General features: G+C 49.0%; 17 protein-coding genes. 11 read left to right on the top strand and 6 right to left on the bottom strand.

Going from position 1 to position 15,407, the window contains the following annotated elements:
• The first annotated feature begins 17 nt into the window (after nucleotides 1-17).
• Together QUE66_RS07865 and QUE66_RS07860 are read left to right on the top strand one after the other, a co-directional pair.
• A complete protein-coding gene (locus QUE66_RS07865) occupies nucleotides 18-725 on the top strand; it encodes a TerC family protein (protein WP_286223492.1) in 708 nt (235 codons plus the stop codon).
• 97 nt (nucleotides 726-822) lie between these two features.
• Nucleotides 823-1,326, top strand: a complete 504-nt coding sequence (locus QUE66_RS07860; protein WP_286223491.1) for a pilin — start codon at nucleotides 823-825, stop codon at nucleotides 1,324-1,326.
• 21 nt (nucleotides 1,327-1,347) lie between these two features.
• On the opposite strand, the gene moaC is transcribed toward QUE66_RS07860, so the two are convergent.
• A complete protein-coding gene (moaC, locus tag QUE66_RS07855) occupies nucleotides 1,348-1,824 on the bottom strand; it encodes a cyclic pyranopterin monophosphate synthase MoaC (protein ID WP_286223490.1) in 477 nt (158 codons plus the stop codon).
• Between the two features lie 23 nt (nucleotides 1,825-1,847).
• Here moaC and QUE66_RS07850 point away from each other — a divergent pair, with 23 nt between their 5' ends.
• On the top strand, nucleotides 1,848-3,500 hold the full coding sequence (locus tag QUE66_RS07850; RefSeq protein WP_286223489.1) for a M48 family metalloprotease: 1,653 nt from the start codon (nucleotides 1,848-1,850) through the stop codon (nucleotides 3,498-3,500).
• Here the strand turns inward: QUE66_RS07850 and QUE66_RS07845 are convergent.
• Genes QUE66_RS07845 through QUE66_RS07830 form a run of 4 tightly spaced genes read right to left on the bottom strand, consistent with a single transcriptional unit; the run spans nucleotide 3,497 to nucleotide 6,126 of the window.
• A complete protein-coding gene (locus QUE66_RS07845; RefSeq protein ID WP_286223488.1) occupies nucleotides 3,497-3,928 on the bottom strand; it encodes a nuclear transport factor 2 family protein in 432 nt (143 codons plus the stop codon). The genes QUE66_RS07850 and QUE66_RS07845 overlap by 4 nt on opposite strands.
• Nucleotides 3,929-3,935: 7 nt before the next feature.
• Nucleotides 3,936-4,970, bottom strand: a complete 1,035-nt coding sequence (gene waaF / locus QUE66_RS07840; RefSeq protein ID WP_286223487.1) for a lipopolysaccharide heptosyltransferase II — start codon at nucleotides 4,968-4,970, stop codon at nucleotides 3,936-3,938.
• A 25-nt stretch (nucleotides 4,971-4,995) separates the two neighbouring features.
• Nucleotides 4,996-5,193: a zinc-finger domain-containing protein gene (locus tag QUE66_RS07835; protein ID WP_286223486.1), complete on the bottom strand. Its 198-nt coding sequence runs from the start codon at nucleotides 5,191-5,193 to the stop codon at nucleotides 4,996-4,998.
• A 12-nt stretch (nucleotides 5,194-5,205) separates the two neighbouring features.
• Entirely contained in the window at nucleotides 5,206-6,126 is a 921-nt protein-coding gene (locus tag QUE66_RS07830) for a branched-chain amino acid transaminase (RefSeq protein WP_286224764.1), read from the bottom strand.
• A 130-nt stretch (nucleotides 6,127-6,256) separates the two neighbouring features.
• Here QUE66_RS07830 and QUE66_RS07825 point away from each other — a divergent pair, with 130 nt between their 5' ends.
• The 8 genes from QUE66_RS07825 to QUE66_RS07790 all read left to right on the top strand — a co-directional run bounded on the left by QUE66_RS07825 (nucleotide 6,257) and on the right by QUE66_RS07790 (nucleotide 13,813).
• On the top strand, nucleotides 6,257-7,018 hold the full coding sequence (locus QUE66_RS07825) for an AzlC family ABC transporter permease (RefSeq protein WP_286223485.1): 762 nt from the start codon (nucleotides 6,257-6,259) through the stop codon (nucleotides 7,016-7,018).
• The gene (locus QUE66_RS07820) at nucleotides 7,015-7,362 is read left to right on the top strand and encodes an AzlD domain-containing protein (protein WP_286223484.1); all 348 of its coding nucleotides are present in this window, start codon (nucleotides 7,015-7,017) and stop codon (nucleotides 7,360-7,362) included. Before QUE66_RS07825 ends, QUE66_RS07820 begins: the two co-directional genes overlap by 4 nt.
• Nucleotides 7,363-7,423: 61 nt before the next feature.
• Complete coding sequence (locus tag QUE66_RS07815; RefSeq protein ID WP_286224763.1) at nucleotides 7,424-8,623, top strand: phosphoglycerate kinase; 1,200 nt, start codon at nucleotides 7,424-7,426, stop codon at nucleotides 8,621-8,623.
• 2 nt (nucleotides 8,624-8,625) lie between these two features.
• Nucleotides 8,626-10,062, top strand: a complete 1,437-nt coding sequence (gene pyk, locus QUE66_RS07810; RefSeq protein WP_286223483.1) for a pyruvate kinase — start codon at nucleotides 8,626-8,628, stop codon at nucleotides 10,060-10,062.
• Nucleotides 10,063-10,064: 2 nt separating this feature from the next.
• Nucleotides 10,065-10,958 carry a phosphoribosylaminoimidazolesuccinocarboxamide synthase gene (locus QUE66_RS07805; RefSeq protein WP_458574874.1) on the top strand — a complete coding sequence of 298 codons (894 nt, stop codon included), beginning with the start codon at nucleotides 10,065-10,067 and terminating at the stop codon, nucleotides 10,956-10,958.
• A gap of 60 nt (nucleotides 10,959-11,018) precedes the next feature.
• Complete coding sequence (gene purE, locus QUE66_RS07800) at nucleotides 11,019-11,507, top strand: 5-(carboxyamino)imidazole ribonucleotide mutase (RefSeq protein ID WP_286223482.1); 489 nt, start codon at nucleotides 11,019-11,021, stop codon at nucleotides 11,505-11,507.
• 18 nt (nucleotides 11,508-11,525) lie between these two features.
• Nucleotides 11,526-12,728: a 5-(carboxyamino)imidazole ribonucleotide synthase gene (locus QUE66_RS07795; protein WP_286223481.1), complete on the top strand. Its 1,203-nt coding sequence runs from the start codon at nucleotides 11,526-11,528 to the stop codon at nucleotides 12,726-12,728.
• Nucleotides 12,729-12,736: 8 nt separating this feature from the next.
• On the top strand, nucleotides 12,737-13,813 hold the full coding sequence (locus tag QUE66_RS07790) for an L-threonylcarbamoyladenylate synthase (protein ID WP_286223480.1): 1,077 nt from the start codon (nucleotides 12,737-12,739) through the stop codon (nucleotides 13,811-13,813).
• Here the strand turns inward: QUE66_RS07790 and dacB are convergent.
• Nucleotides 13,759-15,327, bottom strand: coding sequence for a D-alanyl-D-alanine carboxypeptidase/D-alanyl-D-alanine endopeptidase (dacB, locus tag QUE66_RS07785; protein WP_286223479.1), 1,569 nt, complete (start codon nucleotides 15,325-15,327; stop codon nucleotides 13,759-13,761). The two genes, QUE66_RS07790 and dacB, sit on opposite strands and share 55 nt — an antisense overlap.
• Between the last annotated feature and the right edge of the window lie 80 nt (nucleotides 15,328-15,407).

The raw sequence follows: 15,407 nt of genomic DNA, 5'->3' as shown, positions 1-15,407 counted from the left end.
AACAATTAGAGGAAGACATGGAACTTTTAGCAATGATTGACTGGTCGGTCGTGATTCAAATCATCATCATCGACCTTTTATTAGGTGGTGATAATGCGGTCGTGATTGCATTGGCTTGCCGTAATTTACATCCAAATCAACGTAAGAAGGGCATCATTTACGGTACCGCTGGCGCGATTATTTTGCGCGTCATCTTAGTCGCGTTTGCAGTGACCTTGCTGCAAATCCCGTTCTTAAAACTCGTTGGCGGCGCATTACTCTTGTGGATCGGTTACAAGTTGATGGTTCAGCACGATGAGGAAGAGCACAATTTAGATGCCCCAGACAAACTGTTTGCTGCAATTAAGACCATCATCGTTGCTGATATCGTGATGAGCTTGGATAACGTATTGGCGATTGCTGGCGCCGCAGGACAAGTTGATGATGCATCCCATCAAATTGGTTATGTCGTGTTCGGCTTGATCGTTTCTGTGCCGATCATCATCGCTGGTAGTAAGGTGGTTCTGTTCTTGATTGATCGCTTCCCATTGATTGTGACAGCGGGTGCCGGCCTCTTGGGCTGGATTGCTGGCGGCATGATGGTGACCGATCCTGCCATTGTCAAGCAGTTTGGCGAGGGCATGGCCGGATACTCCACCATTGCTGGTATCACAGGTGCAGTTGCTGTGATGGCTTTTGGTGAGTTGATGAAGCGTCGTGCTAAAAGTAAATCCAAAGCTGCGTAAGCACTGATATTAAAATCAAGGATTACTGACAACCAATAAACCCCTCTGCGATGGATTTCTGTCCGAAGATAGAGGTCCATCAAGGAGGGGATTTTTTATGTATACACATCAAGAAGTAAAAGACGATCAACGGGGATTCACATTAATTGAAGTCATGGTCGTTGTGGCCATTATTGGCATCTTAGTTGCCGTTGCGGTGCCACAGTATCAGGATTACATAGCTCGTGGGCGAGTTGTCGAAGGATTAAATCTGGCATCTAGCGCCAAATTGGCAGTAACCGAGGCATACGCTAGCAAAGGACCAAGCCCAATGGATCGAGTGACCCAAGAGTCTTTTTCATTTACCGCAACGCGCAGCGTGAAAGAGATTGAGATCTTGCCAAGTGGGGCGATTGCCATTGATTACCAAACATCAGTAGCGCCTGATGGTAAAAATAGTTTGATTTTGATTCCGACCAATGAGCCAGATGTAGCCTCACCCCGAGCAATTGATCTCTCACAAAGTAATTTAGTGACTTGGTCGGGTGGCTGGTCCTGCCGATCGGAACAAACCAACTTACCCGCTAAGCTCTTGCCGGCAGAGTGCCGGGTGGGTAAGTAATCGTTTCGTTGGGGCGGGCGCTTAGCTCGCCTTCCAATCCCCCGATTTGCCGCCGCTCTTTTCAAGCAACTTAATATCGCTCATCACCATACCTCGGTCCACGGCTTTGCACATGTCATAGATTGTGAGTAGGGCGATTTGGGTGGCGGTGAGTGCTTCCATTTCAACACCAGTAGGCCCCGTAGTCTCGGCTCTGGCTTGACAATAAATTGTGTGGCTGGATTGATCGGATCGGAACTCAATGCTCACATGGGTGAGTGCAATTGGGTGGCAGAGGGGGATAAGATCAGCTGTTTTCTTGGCTGCCTGTATTCCGGCGATTCGGGCAATGCCAAGTACATCCCCCTTTTTATGACCACCCGACTCGATCAGTTCATAGGTGTTAGGATTCATTTGAATACAGCCAGTGGCAATGGCCACCCGGTGGGTAGATGCTTTATCGCCAACATCGACCATATGCGCTTGGCCACTGGAATCAAAATGCGTTAGTTTGTTCATACAAGAGGTTTTACCATATAGACATGGGGAAGCAAGTAAAACGAATCGTTGCTTTGTACTTGAGCGGGGTCTTAAGTGTCTCCTCCTTCGCCCAGCAGCCAGGGGTGTCAGTTACCCAAGACAACGCAGCCAAGGAGAACCTTGGGCGGGTGATTCAGTCACCGGAAGCGCGCTCAGCCAATTTACCCTCCCGAAATACTTTGCAATCGCAACCCGTCTTGGTGTTGCCCGATATGGGTGATCCTGGTGGGGATGCTCTAAGCCCCTTAGATGAACGCAAGATTGGTGAGCAGATCATGCGTGAGATTCGTAGGGATCGGGATTTTTCCAATGATTGGCCCATCTACGATTACCTCAACTCGATGGAGCGACGCCTCATGCAAGCTGCGCGACGCTTGCAACTGGGTGGAGCAAATGCCCAAGGCAGTGCCGCATACGACTATGAGGTATTTGCGGTAAAGGACCCATCGATTAATGCGTTTGCATTGCCCGGTGGATTTATCGGTTTTCATACGGGGCTCTTAATTACTGCGGAGACCGATTCAGAGGTTGCTTCGGTAATGGGTCACGAGATTGGCCATGTATTGCAACGTCACTTGGCGCGCTCTTTAGAGCGTCAAGGTACTAATTCCATCATCGCCTTGGCCGGCATTGTGCTGGGTGCGTTGGCAGCCGCTAGTAATCCTGGCGCTGCTGCCGGCCTAATCACGGGTGGCCAAGCACTTGCGATTCAAAATCAACTCTCGTATTCACGGGATGCAGAGCGCGAGGCCGATCGAATTGGTTTTCAGATCTTGCAAGCGAGTGGTTACGATGTGAATGGGGCACCCGCATTCTTTCAACGATTGCAAAAGGCTTATGGAATCATGGATAGTGGTGTACCTGGGTATTTACGTACCCATCCCTTAACCACCGATCGAATTGCCGATATGCAAGACCGGGCAAGGACGGTTGCACAAAATCGGGTACCCAGTGCGCTCGAGTTCTATCTCATTAAAGCCCGCGCTCGCATCGAGCAGAGTGGGAGTACCAGTGGCTTATTTGATCTGCGTAATTTATTTGAGAGTTTGAGTAAGCAGACTGCGCCAGAAAAGCAAATGGAAGGTTTCTATGGTTTAGCTTTGGTTGCCCAGCGTCAGGGACGCTTTGATCAAGCTGAAGGTTTTTTACAAAAAGCTCGCGCCGTGGCACAAAATGTCCTGGCACCAGGTTCGCCTGTGCAGCGTCAGAGTTTATCCTTTGATTACACGGCATCTGAGTTAGCGCTTGCGCGAGGTAGGCCCGAGGAGGCCTTGCAGTATGCCCAAAATGCGGCCAAGGCAGATCCGTTCTCATTCTCTGCGGCCGTGGCGACGGTCAATGCAGAACTGCGTTTGGGTCGAGCTAATGAGGCTATTGCTCTATTGCGAGCGAAGACTAAAGCACAGCCGAATGAGACCATCTGGTGGGATTTATTGGCGCGTGCGTATGACCAAGATAAAAAGATTGGTTTACGGCATTACGCACTTGCTGAGAAGTTCGCCACCGAAGGAGCTTGGCCATCGGCGATTGAGCAGCTCAAAATTGCACGTTCGGCCGCCGGCAATGATTTTTATCTGGGATCCGTGATTGATGCGCGATTGCGCGTGTTTCAGAATCAATACCGCGAAGAGCAAAGAGAGCAAAAAAAGAGTTAGTGCAGCTCGTGCTGATCGCTTGGAAACTCAAAGTCATCATCGTGAGAACGACTGGCATGTAAATGGGCAATGCGCCAGCCTTTGCCGTCTTGCATGAGGACCAAGGTGATATTGATCATGAAGTCGGCTTCAATTTGGTTATTCTTAAAATAAACCGCCTCGGTTGAATCAAATACTGCAGCGCTCACAGTAATGTGTTCAATGCAAGCGATCGGTTCTAAATAGAGAGGCCTGGCGAGCATGCGTTCCAGCCCCGCACGAATCTCTGCATGACCGCTTAAGCGATTACCTTCTGGTAGCACACAAGTAATTGAGTCGTCATCGAGCCATAAGGCAAGGGCTCCTTCGACGTCCCCTTGGCGCAAGGTCTCGCGCCAGGCGTCAATCACTGCATCGGGATTTTGAAAAAGTCGTGCAAAGCGCGGCATAAGTAATTTATTGAGCCTTTAATGGTGTAAGCATACTGTAGACGCGTTGCGAATCGATCTGATTTAAACAATTGAGATGCCCAAGAGGGCAAGTGCGTTGATAGCAGGGGCTGCAGTCTAATCCGAGCCAGATGACTTGGGCTTTTGGGGATAAGGGTGGCGTGTGCTTGGGATTGCTCGAACCAAAAATAGCAATTTGTGGAATCGAGAGAGCCGCGCCAATATGCATAAGACCCGAGTCGTTACTGATGAGGGATGTGCATTGTGCGATGAGTGCCATCGATTGGTCTAAGCGAATCGCGCCGCACCAATTGTGGATGCGATCAGATCGATTGGCAGCTTGCACAATCTCTTGACCAAGTACATGATCCGCTTGGCTTCCCAAAATAATAATCTTCGCGCCGGGGTTGCCTTCCAAAATTTGGTTCGCTAACTGCGCAAAGTGACTTGTTGGCCAGCGTTTTGCAGAGCCGTATTCGGCGCCAGGAGCAAATACATAAAGAGGTACGCCGCCGATCTCTTCGATCTTATTCTTTCCCCATTGGGCAAGAGTTGGATCAATACTTAATTTTGGTAATGGCAGATTTTGAAGATTGTTCGTTTGGTCTAGCGCGCCACCTAATAACTTTGCATAGTGCTCCATCATGGGCGTACGCGCTTGGCGTGATGGATTGGGCAATGAAACATTGATCAAGCCAAAGCGAAACTCACCTTGGTAGCCAATCCGTTTTGGGATGCCCGCGAGCCACGGGATCAGTGCTGACTTCGTGCTATTTGGTAGCACAAATGCCATCTCATAACCTTGTTTTTTGAGCTCACGCGCGGTTGATTGTCGTAGGCTCCACTGCAGAGCGCCGTGCTGAAAATCACGCTCAACGATTGTTTCAACTGTAGGACAGGCGCGATAGATAGGGCCTACCCATGGAGTGCACAGAATATCAATACTGGAATTAGGAAACTTAGTTTGAATGAGCGTGATGAGCGGCAAGGACATAACCGCATCCCCAATCCAATGTGGGGCGATAACGAGGATGCGTGGCATAGCGAAGCCCCGTTTGGAGCCAATATCAGTGGCCGTGGGGTTCGGTACCAGGAATCAAGTGATATTCAGTGCCGCAATAGGGACATTTCACCTGACCGGTAGCAAGAATATCCAGAAAAACACGTGGGTGATAGTTCCAGGCTGGAGTATCTTTGGTTGGACAATGCAGCGGCAAGTCATTGCCGTGAACCATGACCGCATTCAGTTCGTTTAAATCACTCATAGCAATCTAAATTTAGACAGTGGTTAACCAAGCACGGTAGCGATCATTGCGACCGTATACCGTATCGAAAAAGACATCCTGAATTTGTTTGGTGATCGGACCGCGTTTGCCATCGCCAATGGTTCGGTCATCCAGTTCACGAATTGGGGTTACTTCTGCTGCGGTGCCGGTAAAGAAGGCTTCATCGGCCGAATACACCTCATCACGGGTGATGCGTTTTTCTCGAACCTCAAATCCTAGATCTTTGGCAATACGAATAATCGAGTCTCGGGTAATGCCATCAAGACAGGACGCGAGATCAGGGGTGAAGACGATACCATTGCGTACCATGAACATGTTTTCGCCTGAACCCTCAGAGACATAGCCTTCGGTATCTAGTAGGAGGGCCTCATCGTAGCCATTGGCAGCCACTTCTTGATGCGCCAAGATGGAATTAATGTAGTACCCAGAGGCTTTTGCGCGAACTAAGGAGGAGTTTACGAAGTGGCGGGTAAAGGATGAGGTTTTGACCCGAATCCCTTTGTTAATGCCATCTTCGCCAAGGTAAGCGCCCCATTGCCATGCTGCAATTGCCGTATGTACTTTATTGCCGGTTGGCGAAATACCTAATTTTTCTGAGCCAATGAAAATAATGGGGCGGATATAGCACGAGGCCAACTTGTTATCGCGCACCACTTGAAGAATCGCTTGCGCAATTTGCTCTTCGCTGTAATCGATTTTCATCTGGAAAATCTTTAGGCCATTAAAGAGGCGCTTGACATGCTCGGCCAAGCGAAACACTGCCGTGCCATTTTCGGTCTTGTAGGCACGAATACCCTCAAAGATGCCCATGCCGTAGTGAAGGCTATGCGTTAGCACATGAATATTGGCATCCCGCCAGGGGACCATCTTGCCATCGAACCAAATAACTCCATCGCGGTCAGACATCGACATCATTAGCACCTTTATGTTGTGGTGGGCTTGCGGATTATTTATGCAATTTAGCCCTAAAGCCTTATTGTAGAGCAGAGGAATCGCCCGGTCTGACGCCCAATGAGCAAGGCTTTCTATAATCGGTTCATCTATGGATTTCGCACGCCTGACTGCTAAATTGCCTTACTTGGGCTGGAACCAGCAACAGCAATCGGCGTGGCGTGATGGACTGAAAACCATGTCACGCTCGGCTCTTGCCATCTTTAGTTGGGGGGTGGTGACCGGCTTGGCAATGGGTAAATCGGTCCTAAGCACTGAGCAGGCACTGGCGATGACTTTATTCGTCTTTGCGGGCTCCGCTCAGCTTGCCGCCCTTCCGCTGATTGGGGCCGGTTTTTCTGTCTTTACGATTCTGATTACTGCATTCATTGTGAACTTGCGTTTTGTGATTTTTAGCATTGGCGTGCAAGCCCACTTTTCGCATTTACCCGCATGGCGCAGAGCCATCTTGGGGTATTTCACAGCGGATTTTGGGTATTTGATGTACACCAGCCGTTTTCCCGAGGTGCAAGCGGTGACCGAGCGTAAAAAAGATTCGCATTACCGCACTCACTTTATGTATGGACTTGCCACCGGCAATTGGGGTATTTGGCAAGCTGGTTCAATTCTTGGCATTTTGGGCGCAAGTCAAATCCCAGATGATTGGGGCATGGAATTTGCTGGGACCTTGGCCTTAATTGCAGTGATTGTCCCAATGCTGGATCATCGAGCAGCCCGCTGGGCGGCGATTGTTGCTGCGATTGTCGCTATCCTGACCTATAGTTTGCCGCTCAAGCTGAATTTGACGGTTGCCATTTTGGCAGCGATCGTAGTTGGCGTCTTGGCCGACCGCTCACCTAAGGCAATGCGATGAGGCCGGATTCCTTAGGTGCTTTGGAGATCGCCTTGGTGATTGGGGGGATGGCCCTCGTGACCCTTCTAACTCGGGCTTTCTTTGTATTCTTGGGCGCGCGCGTTCAAGTGCCCGAGTTGGTTCTGCGAGCGATTCGATATGCACCCTTGGCTGCGATTGTGGGGATTGTTGCGCCTGAGCTGCTTTTACCCCCAGGAGCAGTCGAAATTAGCCAAATGGACTGGAAATCCCCCAATCTTTGGGGTGGATTAGCAGGTTTTGTGGTGTACTTCTGGACTCGACAGATGCTGCCAACCCTTATTTTGGGTATGACTGTGTTTAGTTTGGTGCGCTACTGGCTCTAAAATGGAACTCACACTTCAAATACTCTAATTTCTCCAAAATTAATAGTCTATGTCCACCACCTTGCTTCATGTAAAGCGCCTTAGTGATCTCGCAGCATCTGGTCAGCTCAAAGGTAAACGGGTATTTATCCGTGCTGATTTGAACGTCCCTCAAGATGAGGCTGGCAACATTACCGAAGATACGCGGATTCGGGCATCGATCCCAGCGATTCAGATGTGCCTGGATGGCGGAGCAGCGGTGATGGTGACCTCTCATTTGGGTCGGCCTAGCGAAGGAGTGTTTAAGGCCGAAGATAGTTTGGCACCAATTGCCCATCGCATTGCGGAGATCCTCAATCGCAAAGTTCCATTAATTAGTAATTGGGTTGATGGTGGTTTTGAACTGAACCCGGGCGATCTGGTTCTTTTGGAGAACTGTCGGGTCAATCTGGGCGAGAAAAAGAATGCCGATGAATTAGCCAAAAAAATGGCTGCCTTATGCGATGTCTATGTCAATGATGCATTTGGCACGGCGCATCGTGCTGAAGCCACGACGCATGGTATTGCCCGGTTTGCCAAGGTTGCGTGTGCTGGCCCCTTAATGGCTGCTGAGCTCGATGCTTTGAGTCGGGCCTTAGCAGAACCAAGAAGGCCACTCGTTGCTATTGTGGCGGGCTCCAAGGTATCAACCAAATTAACCATTCTGAAGTCGCTCGCCGAGAAAGTTGATGAATTAATTGTTGGTGGCGGGATTGCCAACACCTTTTTGTTGGCTAAAGGTATCAATATTGGTAAGTCACTGGCTGAGCCAGATTTAGTGAATGAAGCCAAAGAAATAATTACGCTCATGGAAAAGCGCGGGGCGCGCGTCCCCATTCCTGAGGACGTAGTGGTTGCCAACGAGTTATCACCTTTAGCCAGAGCCAATCGGGTGCCAGTCGACGAAGTGGCGCCAGACGACATGATTTTGGATGTTGGTCCTAAAACAGCTGCACAACTATCGATGATGTTGGCGCATGCCGGCACGATTGTTTGGAATGGCCCTTTAGGCGTTTTTGAAATCGATCAGTTTGGAGGCGGCACCAAAATGATTGCAGCAGCCATTGCCCACTCACCCGCATTCTCGATTGCGGGCGGTGGGGATACCTTAGCAGCTATTGCGAAGTACGGTATCGAGAATCAAGTCGACTACATTTCAACCGGAGGCGGGGCGTTCTTGGAGTTTCTTGAGGGCAAAACCCTGCCTGCATTTGCTGTGCTTGCAGAGCGCGCGAAGGAGTAATCATGCAACGAGCTACCAAAATTATTGCCACGCTGGGTCCGGCATCTGAGAAGCCCGAGGTCTTGCGCGATATGATTCGTGCGGGGCTCAATGTGGTTCGTCTTAATTTTTCACACGGAACTGTCGCTGACCATCGGGCGCGTTACGACCTGGTGCGTCAGATATCCAAAGAGCTCGATCGTGAAGTGGGCATCATGGCTGATTTGCAGGGCCCGAAGATTCGGGTGGGCAAGTTTGCTAATGGAAAAGTCATTCTTCAAGAGGGCGCCCGCTTCATCCTAGATGTCAACTGCGAGCTTGGCAATGAAGAACGGGTGGGACTGGATTACAAAAACTTACCGAATGATGTTCAAGCGGGCGATCGACTCTTATTAAATGACGGTTTGATTGTCTTAGTAGTCGACCAAGTCAAGGGCGGAGAAATTTACACCCGTGTGGAGAGCGGCGGCCCTTTATCGAATAACAAAGGCATTAATCGTGCCGGCGGCGGCTTAACAGCACCGGCTCTTACCGAGAAAGACATTGCTGATTTAGATGCTGCGATTTCCATGGGGATTGATTTCTTGGCGATTAGTTTTCCCAAGGATGGGGCCGATATGGCTTACGCCCGCAAGTTAGCGGACGCAGCAAGCGCTAAGCATGGCAAAGGCAAAGCGCGCTTGATTGCTAAAGTGGAGCGAGCTGAGGCGATTGTTACCGAAGCCCTGCAAAGCATTATTGATGAGAGCGATGGCATCATGGTGGCGCGTGGTGATTTGGCAATTGAGGTTGGGAATCCGGCAGTACCCGCATTGCAAAAGCGCATGATTCGGATGGCTTTAGATGCGAATAAATTTACGATCACTGCGACCCAAATGATGGAGTCGATGATTAGCGCTCCAGTACCCACTCGCGCCGAGGTGAGCGATGTGGCGAATGCAGTATTGGATGGCACCGATGCAGTGATGCTCTCAGCAGAATCAGCCACCGGTCAGTTTCCGGTGAAAACGATTGAACAGATGGCTGCGATTTGCATTGAAGCAGAGAAGTCTGAAGTGGTCCACTTGGACACGGATTTCTTGGACCAGCGCTTTGAACGAATCGATCAAGCCATTGCACTCGGCGCACTCTTTACAGCTCACCATCTCAACGCCACGGCAATTGCAGCTTTGACTGACTCCGGCTCAACGCCGATTTGGATGAGTCGACATAATATTCGGGTACCCATATTTGCCCTAACGAGTCGTGTCGAAACCCAGCGTGCCTTAAGTACATATCGAAATGTCAGACCCTTTAGTATCGGCAAGGGAGTCGATCGAGAGGCGGCTTTACTTCAGGTTGAGGAGCGCTTAAAGAAGTTAGGGGTTGTGAAATCAGGTGACACGATTGTTTTAACGATTGGTGAGCCCATGGATCAGCCAGGCGGAACCAATACTCTGAAAATTATTAAAGTTCGTTAATCATGAATGCCTTACACACCACTTCGATTTCCTCGCTGCCATTAGTGTCGCGAGGTAAGGTTCGCGATGTCTATGCGATCGATCAGGATCATTTATTGATGATTACGAGTGATCGTATCTCCGCGTTCGATGTGGTGATGCAAGAGGCTATCCCTGAAAAGGGTGTTGTGCTCAATCAAATGAGTAATTTTTGGTTTTCTCATTTGGCCCACGTCATTCCAAATCACCTGACTGGTATTGATCCAACGACTGTAGTTGACCCATCTGAGATTGATCAAGTGCGTGGTCGGGCTGTGGTTGCGAAGCGCTTGACGCCAATCTTAGTCGAGGCTGTTGTCAGGGGGTATTTAGCGGGTAGTGGCTGGAAAGACTATCAAGAGACCGGTTCAGTTTGTGGAATTGCCTTGCCCAAGGGAATGAAAAATGCACAGGCACTACCAGAGCCCATTTTTACTCCTGCAGCGAAAGCCGAGATGGGTCACCACGATGAAAATATCTCTTATGCAGAGGTCGAGCGTCGAATTGGGGTTGAGTTAGCCAAAAAGATTAAGGACACCAGTATTCGTTTGTATACCGAGGCTGCAGACTATGCACGTCGGCGCGGAATCATTATTGCGGATACAAAATTTGAGTTTGGATTAGATACTGCAGGACAGTTAGTATTGATGGATGAGATCCTAACGGCCGACTCTTCACGATTTTGGCCCGCAGATACCTATCAAGTTGGCTCTAATCCACCCTCATTTGATAAGCAATTTTTACGCGATTGGCTTGAGTCGGTCAGGATTGAGGGCCAAGCTTGGAATAAGACTGCGCCAGCCCCTCATTTACCCGATGAGATTATTCGTAAAACGGCAGAAAAATACCGTGAGGCATGGCAGCGCCTAACCCAGTGATAGGGACCTAGACCCCTTTAAAGACTGCGATAATACAAATTTAAGATTCTTGGAGTATTCATGACGAGTCCGGTCATCGTAGGCGTGGTAATGGGATCCAATTCCGATTGGGATACGATGCAACACGCAGTCCAGATGCTTGAACATTTTGGGATTGCCTATGAAAAACAAGTTCTATCTGCCCATCGCATGCCCGATGAAATGTTCGCTTACGCTGAATCTGCGCAGGCACGGGGCTTGAGAGCCATCATTGCTGGAGCAGGCGGTGCAGCTCATTTGCCCGGAATGCTGGCATCTAAAACGATTGTGCCGGTGTGGGGCGTGCCTGTTCCCAGTAAATATTTGCGAGGAGAGGATTCCTTATATTCTATTGCGCAGATGCCTAAAGGCATTCCGGTAGCAACGTTTGCGATTGGCGAGGCTGGCGCAGCAAACGCAGCCTTACATATTGTCGGCATGCTAGCGCATTCCGATCCAGGGTTAGCAAAAAAATTGCATGCGTTTCGTGAGGAGCAAACCGAAGCTGCCCGCGCAATGAAGTTACCTTAAGTTACCCAATCTGAACGCATGATGAGTTCATCGCATAGTACTAATTTGAAGCATCAATCCGCAATTCTTCCACCGGCATGGCTTGGTATTTTGGGTGGCGGTCAATTAGGACGCATGTTTGTGCACGAGGCGCAATCGCTAGGCTATAAGGTTTGCGTCTTGGATCCCGATCCCTTGAGTCCGGGGGGCGCTGTTGCAGAAAAGCACCTTTGCGCTAATTACGATGATGCAGCTGCTTTACAAGAAATGGCAGCACTTTGCGCAACCATTAGCACTGAGTTTGAGAATGTTCCTGCGAAGACCTTAGACTATTTTGAAGAACAAGGAATCTTTGTTGCTCCCCGTGGCGCTTGTGTTTCGATTGCGCAAGACCGAATTGTGGAAAAGCAGTTTTTAGAACAATGCCAACGCCTCTCTGGGATTGGCCCAGCTCCCCATGCAGTGATTCGTTCAGAAAGTGATCTTGCACAACTGCCCGATCATTTATTTCCAGGGATCTTAAAGACCGCGCGCTTGGGTTATGACGGCAAGGGACAGGTCACTATCTATCAACGCAATGATTTAGCGAAGGCTTGGCACGATTTAGGTAGCGTGGCTTGTGTACTTGAAAAACGGATGCCGCTAGCATTTGAGGTTTCGGCATTAGTAGTGCGTGGTCACGATGGGCAATGCGTTGCGTATCCGATTTCGGAGAACGTTCATCGAAACGGGATTTTGCATACCAGTACCGTTCCATCCCCATCTCTTCTGGCGAGCTTAGTACCAAAAATCATTCATGCGAGTCAGTTAATTGCCGAAGAAATGGGCTATGTCGGCGTTTTGTGCGTGGAATACTTTGTGTTAGACGATCAAACCGTGATCGCGAACGAGATTGCGCCAAGGCCCCATAATTCGGGGCATTACACCATGGACGCTTGTGTAACCAGTCAATTTGAGCAACAAGTGCGAGCTATGGCGCGCCTGCCCTTAGGGGATGTGCGGCTGCTAACCAATGTCTCCATGCTCAATATTTTGGGGGATGCATGGTTTGTTTCTGGAACAATGCAAGAGCCTGCCTGGAATCGAGTACTCGATCATCCCAGTGCTAAATTGCATTTGTATGGCAAAGCAAGTCCCAAGCCTGGGCGCAAAATGGGTCATATTAATTGCTTAGGTCATACCATTGAGGAAGCAAAGCAAGCGTGTGCGGAAGTTGCCACTCATTTGGGGATTGATCCTTAAATTTGGTAATGACCAAGCCAAATTCGTCCTTAATCGATTGTGCTCTAGATGCAATTCGGACCGGGAAGCTCGTAGCCATTCCCACCGAGACCGTATATGGTTTAGGTGCTGATGCGAGTAATCGCGATGCAATCCAAAAAATTTACCAACTTAAGGGAAGGCCTGCCGATCATCCTTTGATTGTTCATGTTCAGGCACCACCAAGTGGCAGTAAAGATATTGAACAAGAGTGGTTGACCATCTTAAGTCCCTGGACACGGCATATTCCAGAGAGCGCACTGATTTTGATCAAGCACTTTTGGCCGGGGCCTCTGACCTTGGTTTTTGAAAAAAGTAGATCGGTTTTGGATTCTGTGACCGGAGGACAGACCACCGTGGCGATTCGTTCACCGGCTCATCCATTGACCCAAGAGCTATTACATCGTTTTGGAGGCGGCATTGCTGCACCATCAGCTAATCGTTATGGACGTATTTCACCAACCTCAGCGGCCGACGTTGAGGCTGAGTTTCCAAATAATCCAGATCTATTGATTTTGGATGGCGGCCCTTGTGAGCATGGGATAGAGTCAACCATTTTGGATGTTTCTGGCGAAGGGTCGCCTAAATTACTTCGCCCAGGATCAATTAGCCCATCCATGATTAAGGCAAGCACCGGAATTGATGTGGTGAGTTCCGGAAATACTGTAAACCAGCCCCGAGTATCGGGCACCCATCTGGCTCATTACGCGCCCCATACCCCTCTGTATTTATATTCAGCTTCTGACCTAGCATCGCAACTCGATTCCTTGATTCATGAAGCGCCTGATGCTAAATTTGCTGTGCTTGTTTGGGAGCAGGAGCATTCAGCCTATGAGGCTCTACTCAAAGCCTATTTGAATAATCTAACTTTTATAGCACTTGCGATGGATCCCGCATTAGTTGCAAAGCAACTCTATCGCCTCTTAAGAGATCTTGATCAAGGCCAATATCAGGGTATTTTGATTCCAAGCCCTCCAAAGACTGAGGCGTGGGATGCGGTACGTGATCGGCTTCAGCGCGCATCTTTTGGATCTGGCCCGTCCTCCAATAACCATGTAAGTAATTGATCGTGAACCTCTTGGCCTCGATTGGCTTTGGGGTCATTGATGAACGAGGTCACTGCATAGATCCGACCTGATTTGCTATAGACATAACCTGAGATGGTGCGTACATTGTTTAGAGAACCTGTTTTGATGCGGGCCTCTGGCTTTTTCTTGAGGTGTAAAAATTTACGCAATTGAGTAATCAAGCGGTTTCGCATGGTTCCCTCGGATCCTGCGGCTGGCAAGGTGGCAGCAAAGGTCTCGGCAATCGGTAAGTTTTGAGCCGAAATCAAGAGGCTATTCAGATTGCGTGCAGAGATTGCTTCGTTACGGGATAAGCCCGAACCATTCTCAATCACGAGTTCCGGAAAATCCAATCCGCGCTGATTCAGCCAAGCTTGGACTACACCTTTTGCTGATTCAATATCAGCAGGCTTCCCAATTTTTTCAAGGGCGAGGGTCAAAAAAACTTGTCGGGCCATTACATTGTTTGAGAACTTATTAATATCCTCAGCAGCCTCCAAAAGACTTAAGCCTTCAATACTCAATAGAGGGCGGGCATAGACAGGGACTGATCCAGCTTGACCACGAGGTGGTCGAACCCATAGCCCTCCCGCCTCTTCCCACGCTGCTGTAAATCCTAGAGTTAGGAAGGTATCGGGATCGAACTTGACCACATTGAATGTAACCCCGCGACAGTTCTGAGGTAGTTCGCCAGAAAAAATAGCTTGCCACTGAATTGCCGATTTATTCTTCACTTGAGAGTTTGCAATCTCTAATGGATTGGGAACCATCTCCAGCCGAAGATTACGCTTTGCCCCATCACATGGAGCCGAGCTCGTCATAATGTCATTTTGAATTGAGAGGCGGGCTAACTTCGGGGTATAACTAATCTGAAAGCCGTCACCATTTTTATTCGGATTAATCTGAAAGGAGAGGGTGCGAAAGGCATACAACAAAGGATCTGGGGGAACGTTATAGGCACGCAAGGTTTCACCATCAATCGTGATCTCTTCCATCACTTGTTTAGCGTACGCACTTCGATCAAAAACCAAATTTCCATCAATGCGTTGGATGCCAAGAGCTCGCAATTGTTTTGTTAGGCGATCAAGCTCTTCTGGGATCCATTTCGGATCACCGTGGCCCACAAAATAGATATTACCTTTTAAGGTCCCATTTTTGATCGCACCATCGGTGAAGAGCTCCGTTTTCCATCGGTACTTTGGCCCCAAAATATCCAGGGCAACCAAGGTGGTGAGTAATTTAATCGTGGAGGCTGGATTCATGGCAACCTCATCACGCCAACGAATAATCGAAGGTGAGTTTAGCTTTGGATTGGCTGCCGATGGAATTTCGCTAACCGCAATGCTGATCGAATCTTTCGGAATGCCACTACGTTTAATTGCCTGCTCAACGCCAGTGGGAAGGGTAGATTGGGCTGCAGCATCATGACCAAGAAAAGGGGCGAAGCAGAAAAGTGCTAGTACTAACCCTAGATTTCGAGTTAAAAAAATACAACTTAGCCCACTAAAGTTCATAAATTTCATTATTTTTTTACTTTGTCTAAAAGTATTTACAGATTTTCTGCATATCTTTGCTAGGATAAACGTGGAGATCC

Origin of the sequence: Polynucleobacter sp. HIN6 (genome assembly GCF_030297575.1) — a bacterium.
GTDB lineage: Bacteria > Pseudomonadota > Gammaproteobacteria > Burkholderiales > Burkholderiaceae > Polynucleobacter.
Note: the sequence above shows the minus strand (reverse complement) of the source record. Positions and strands in the feature narration are given on the sequence as shown.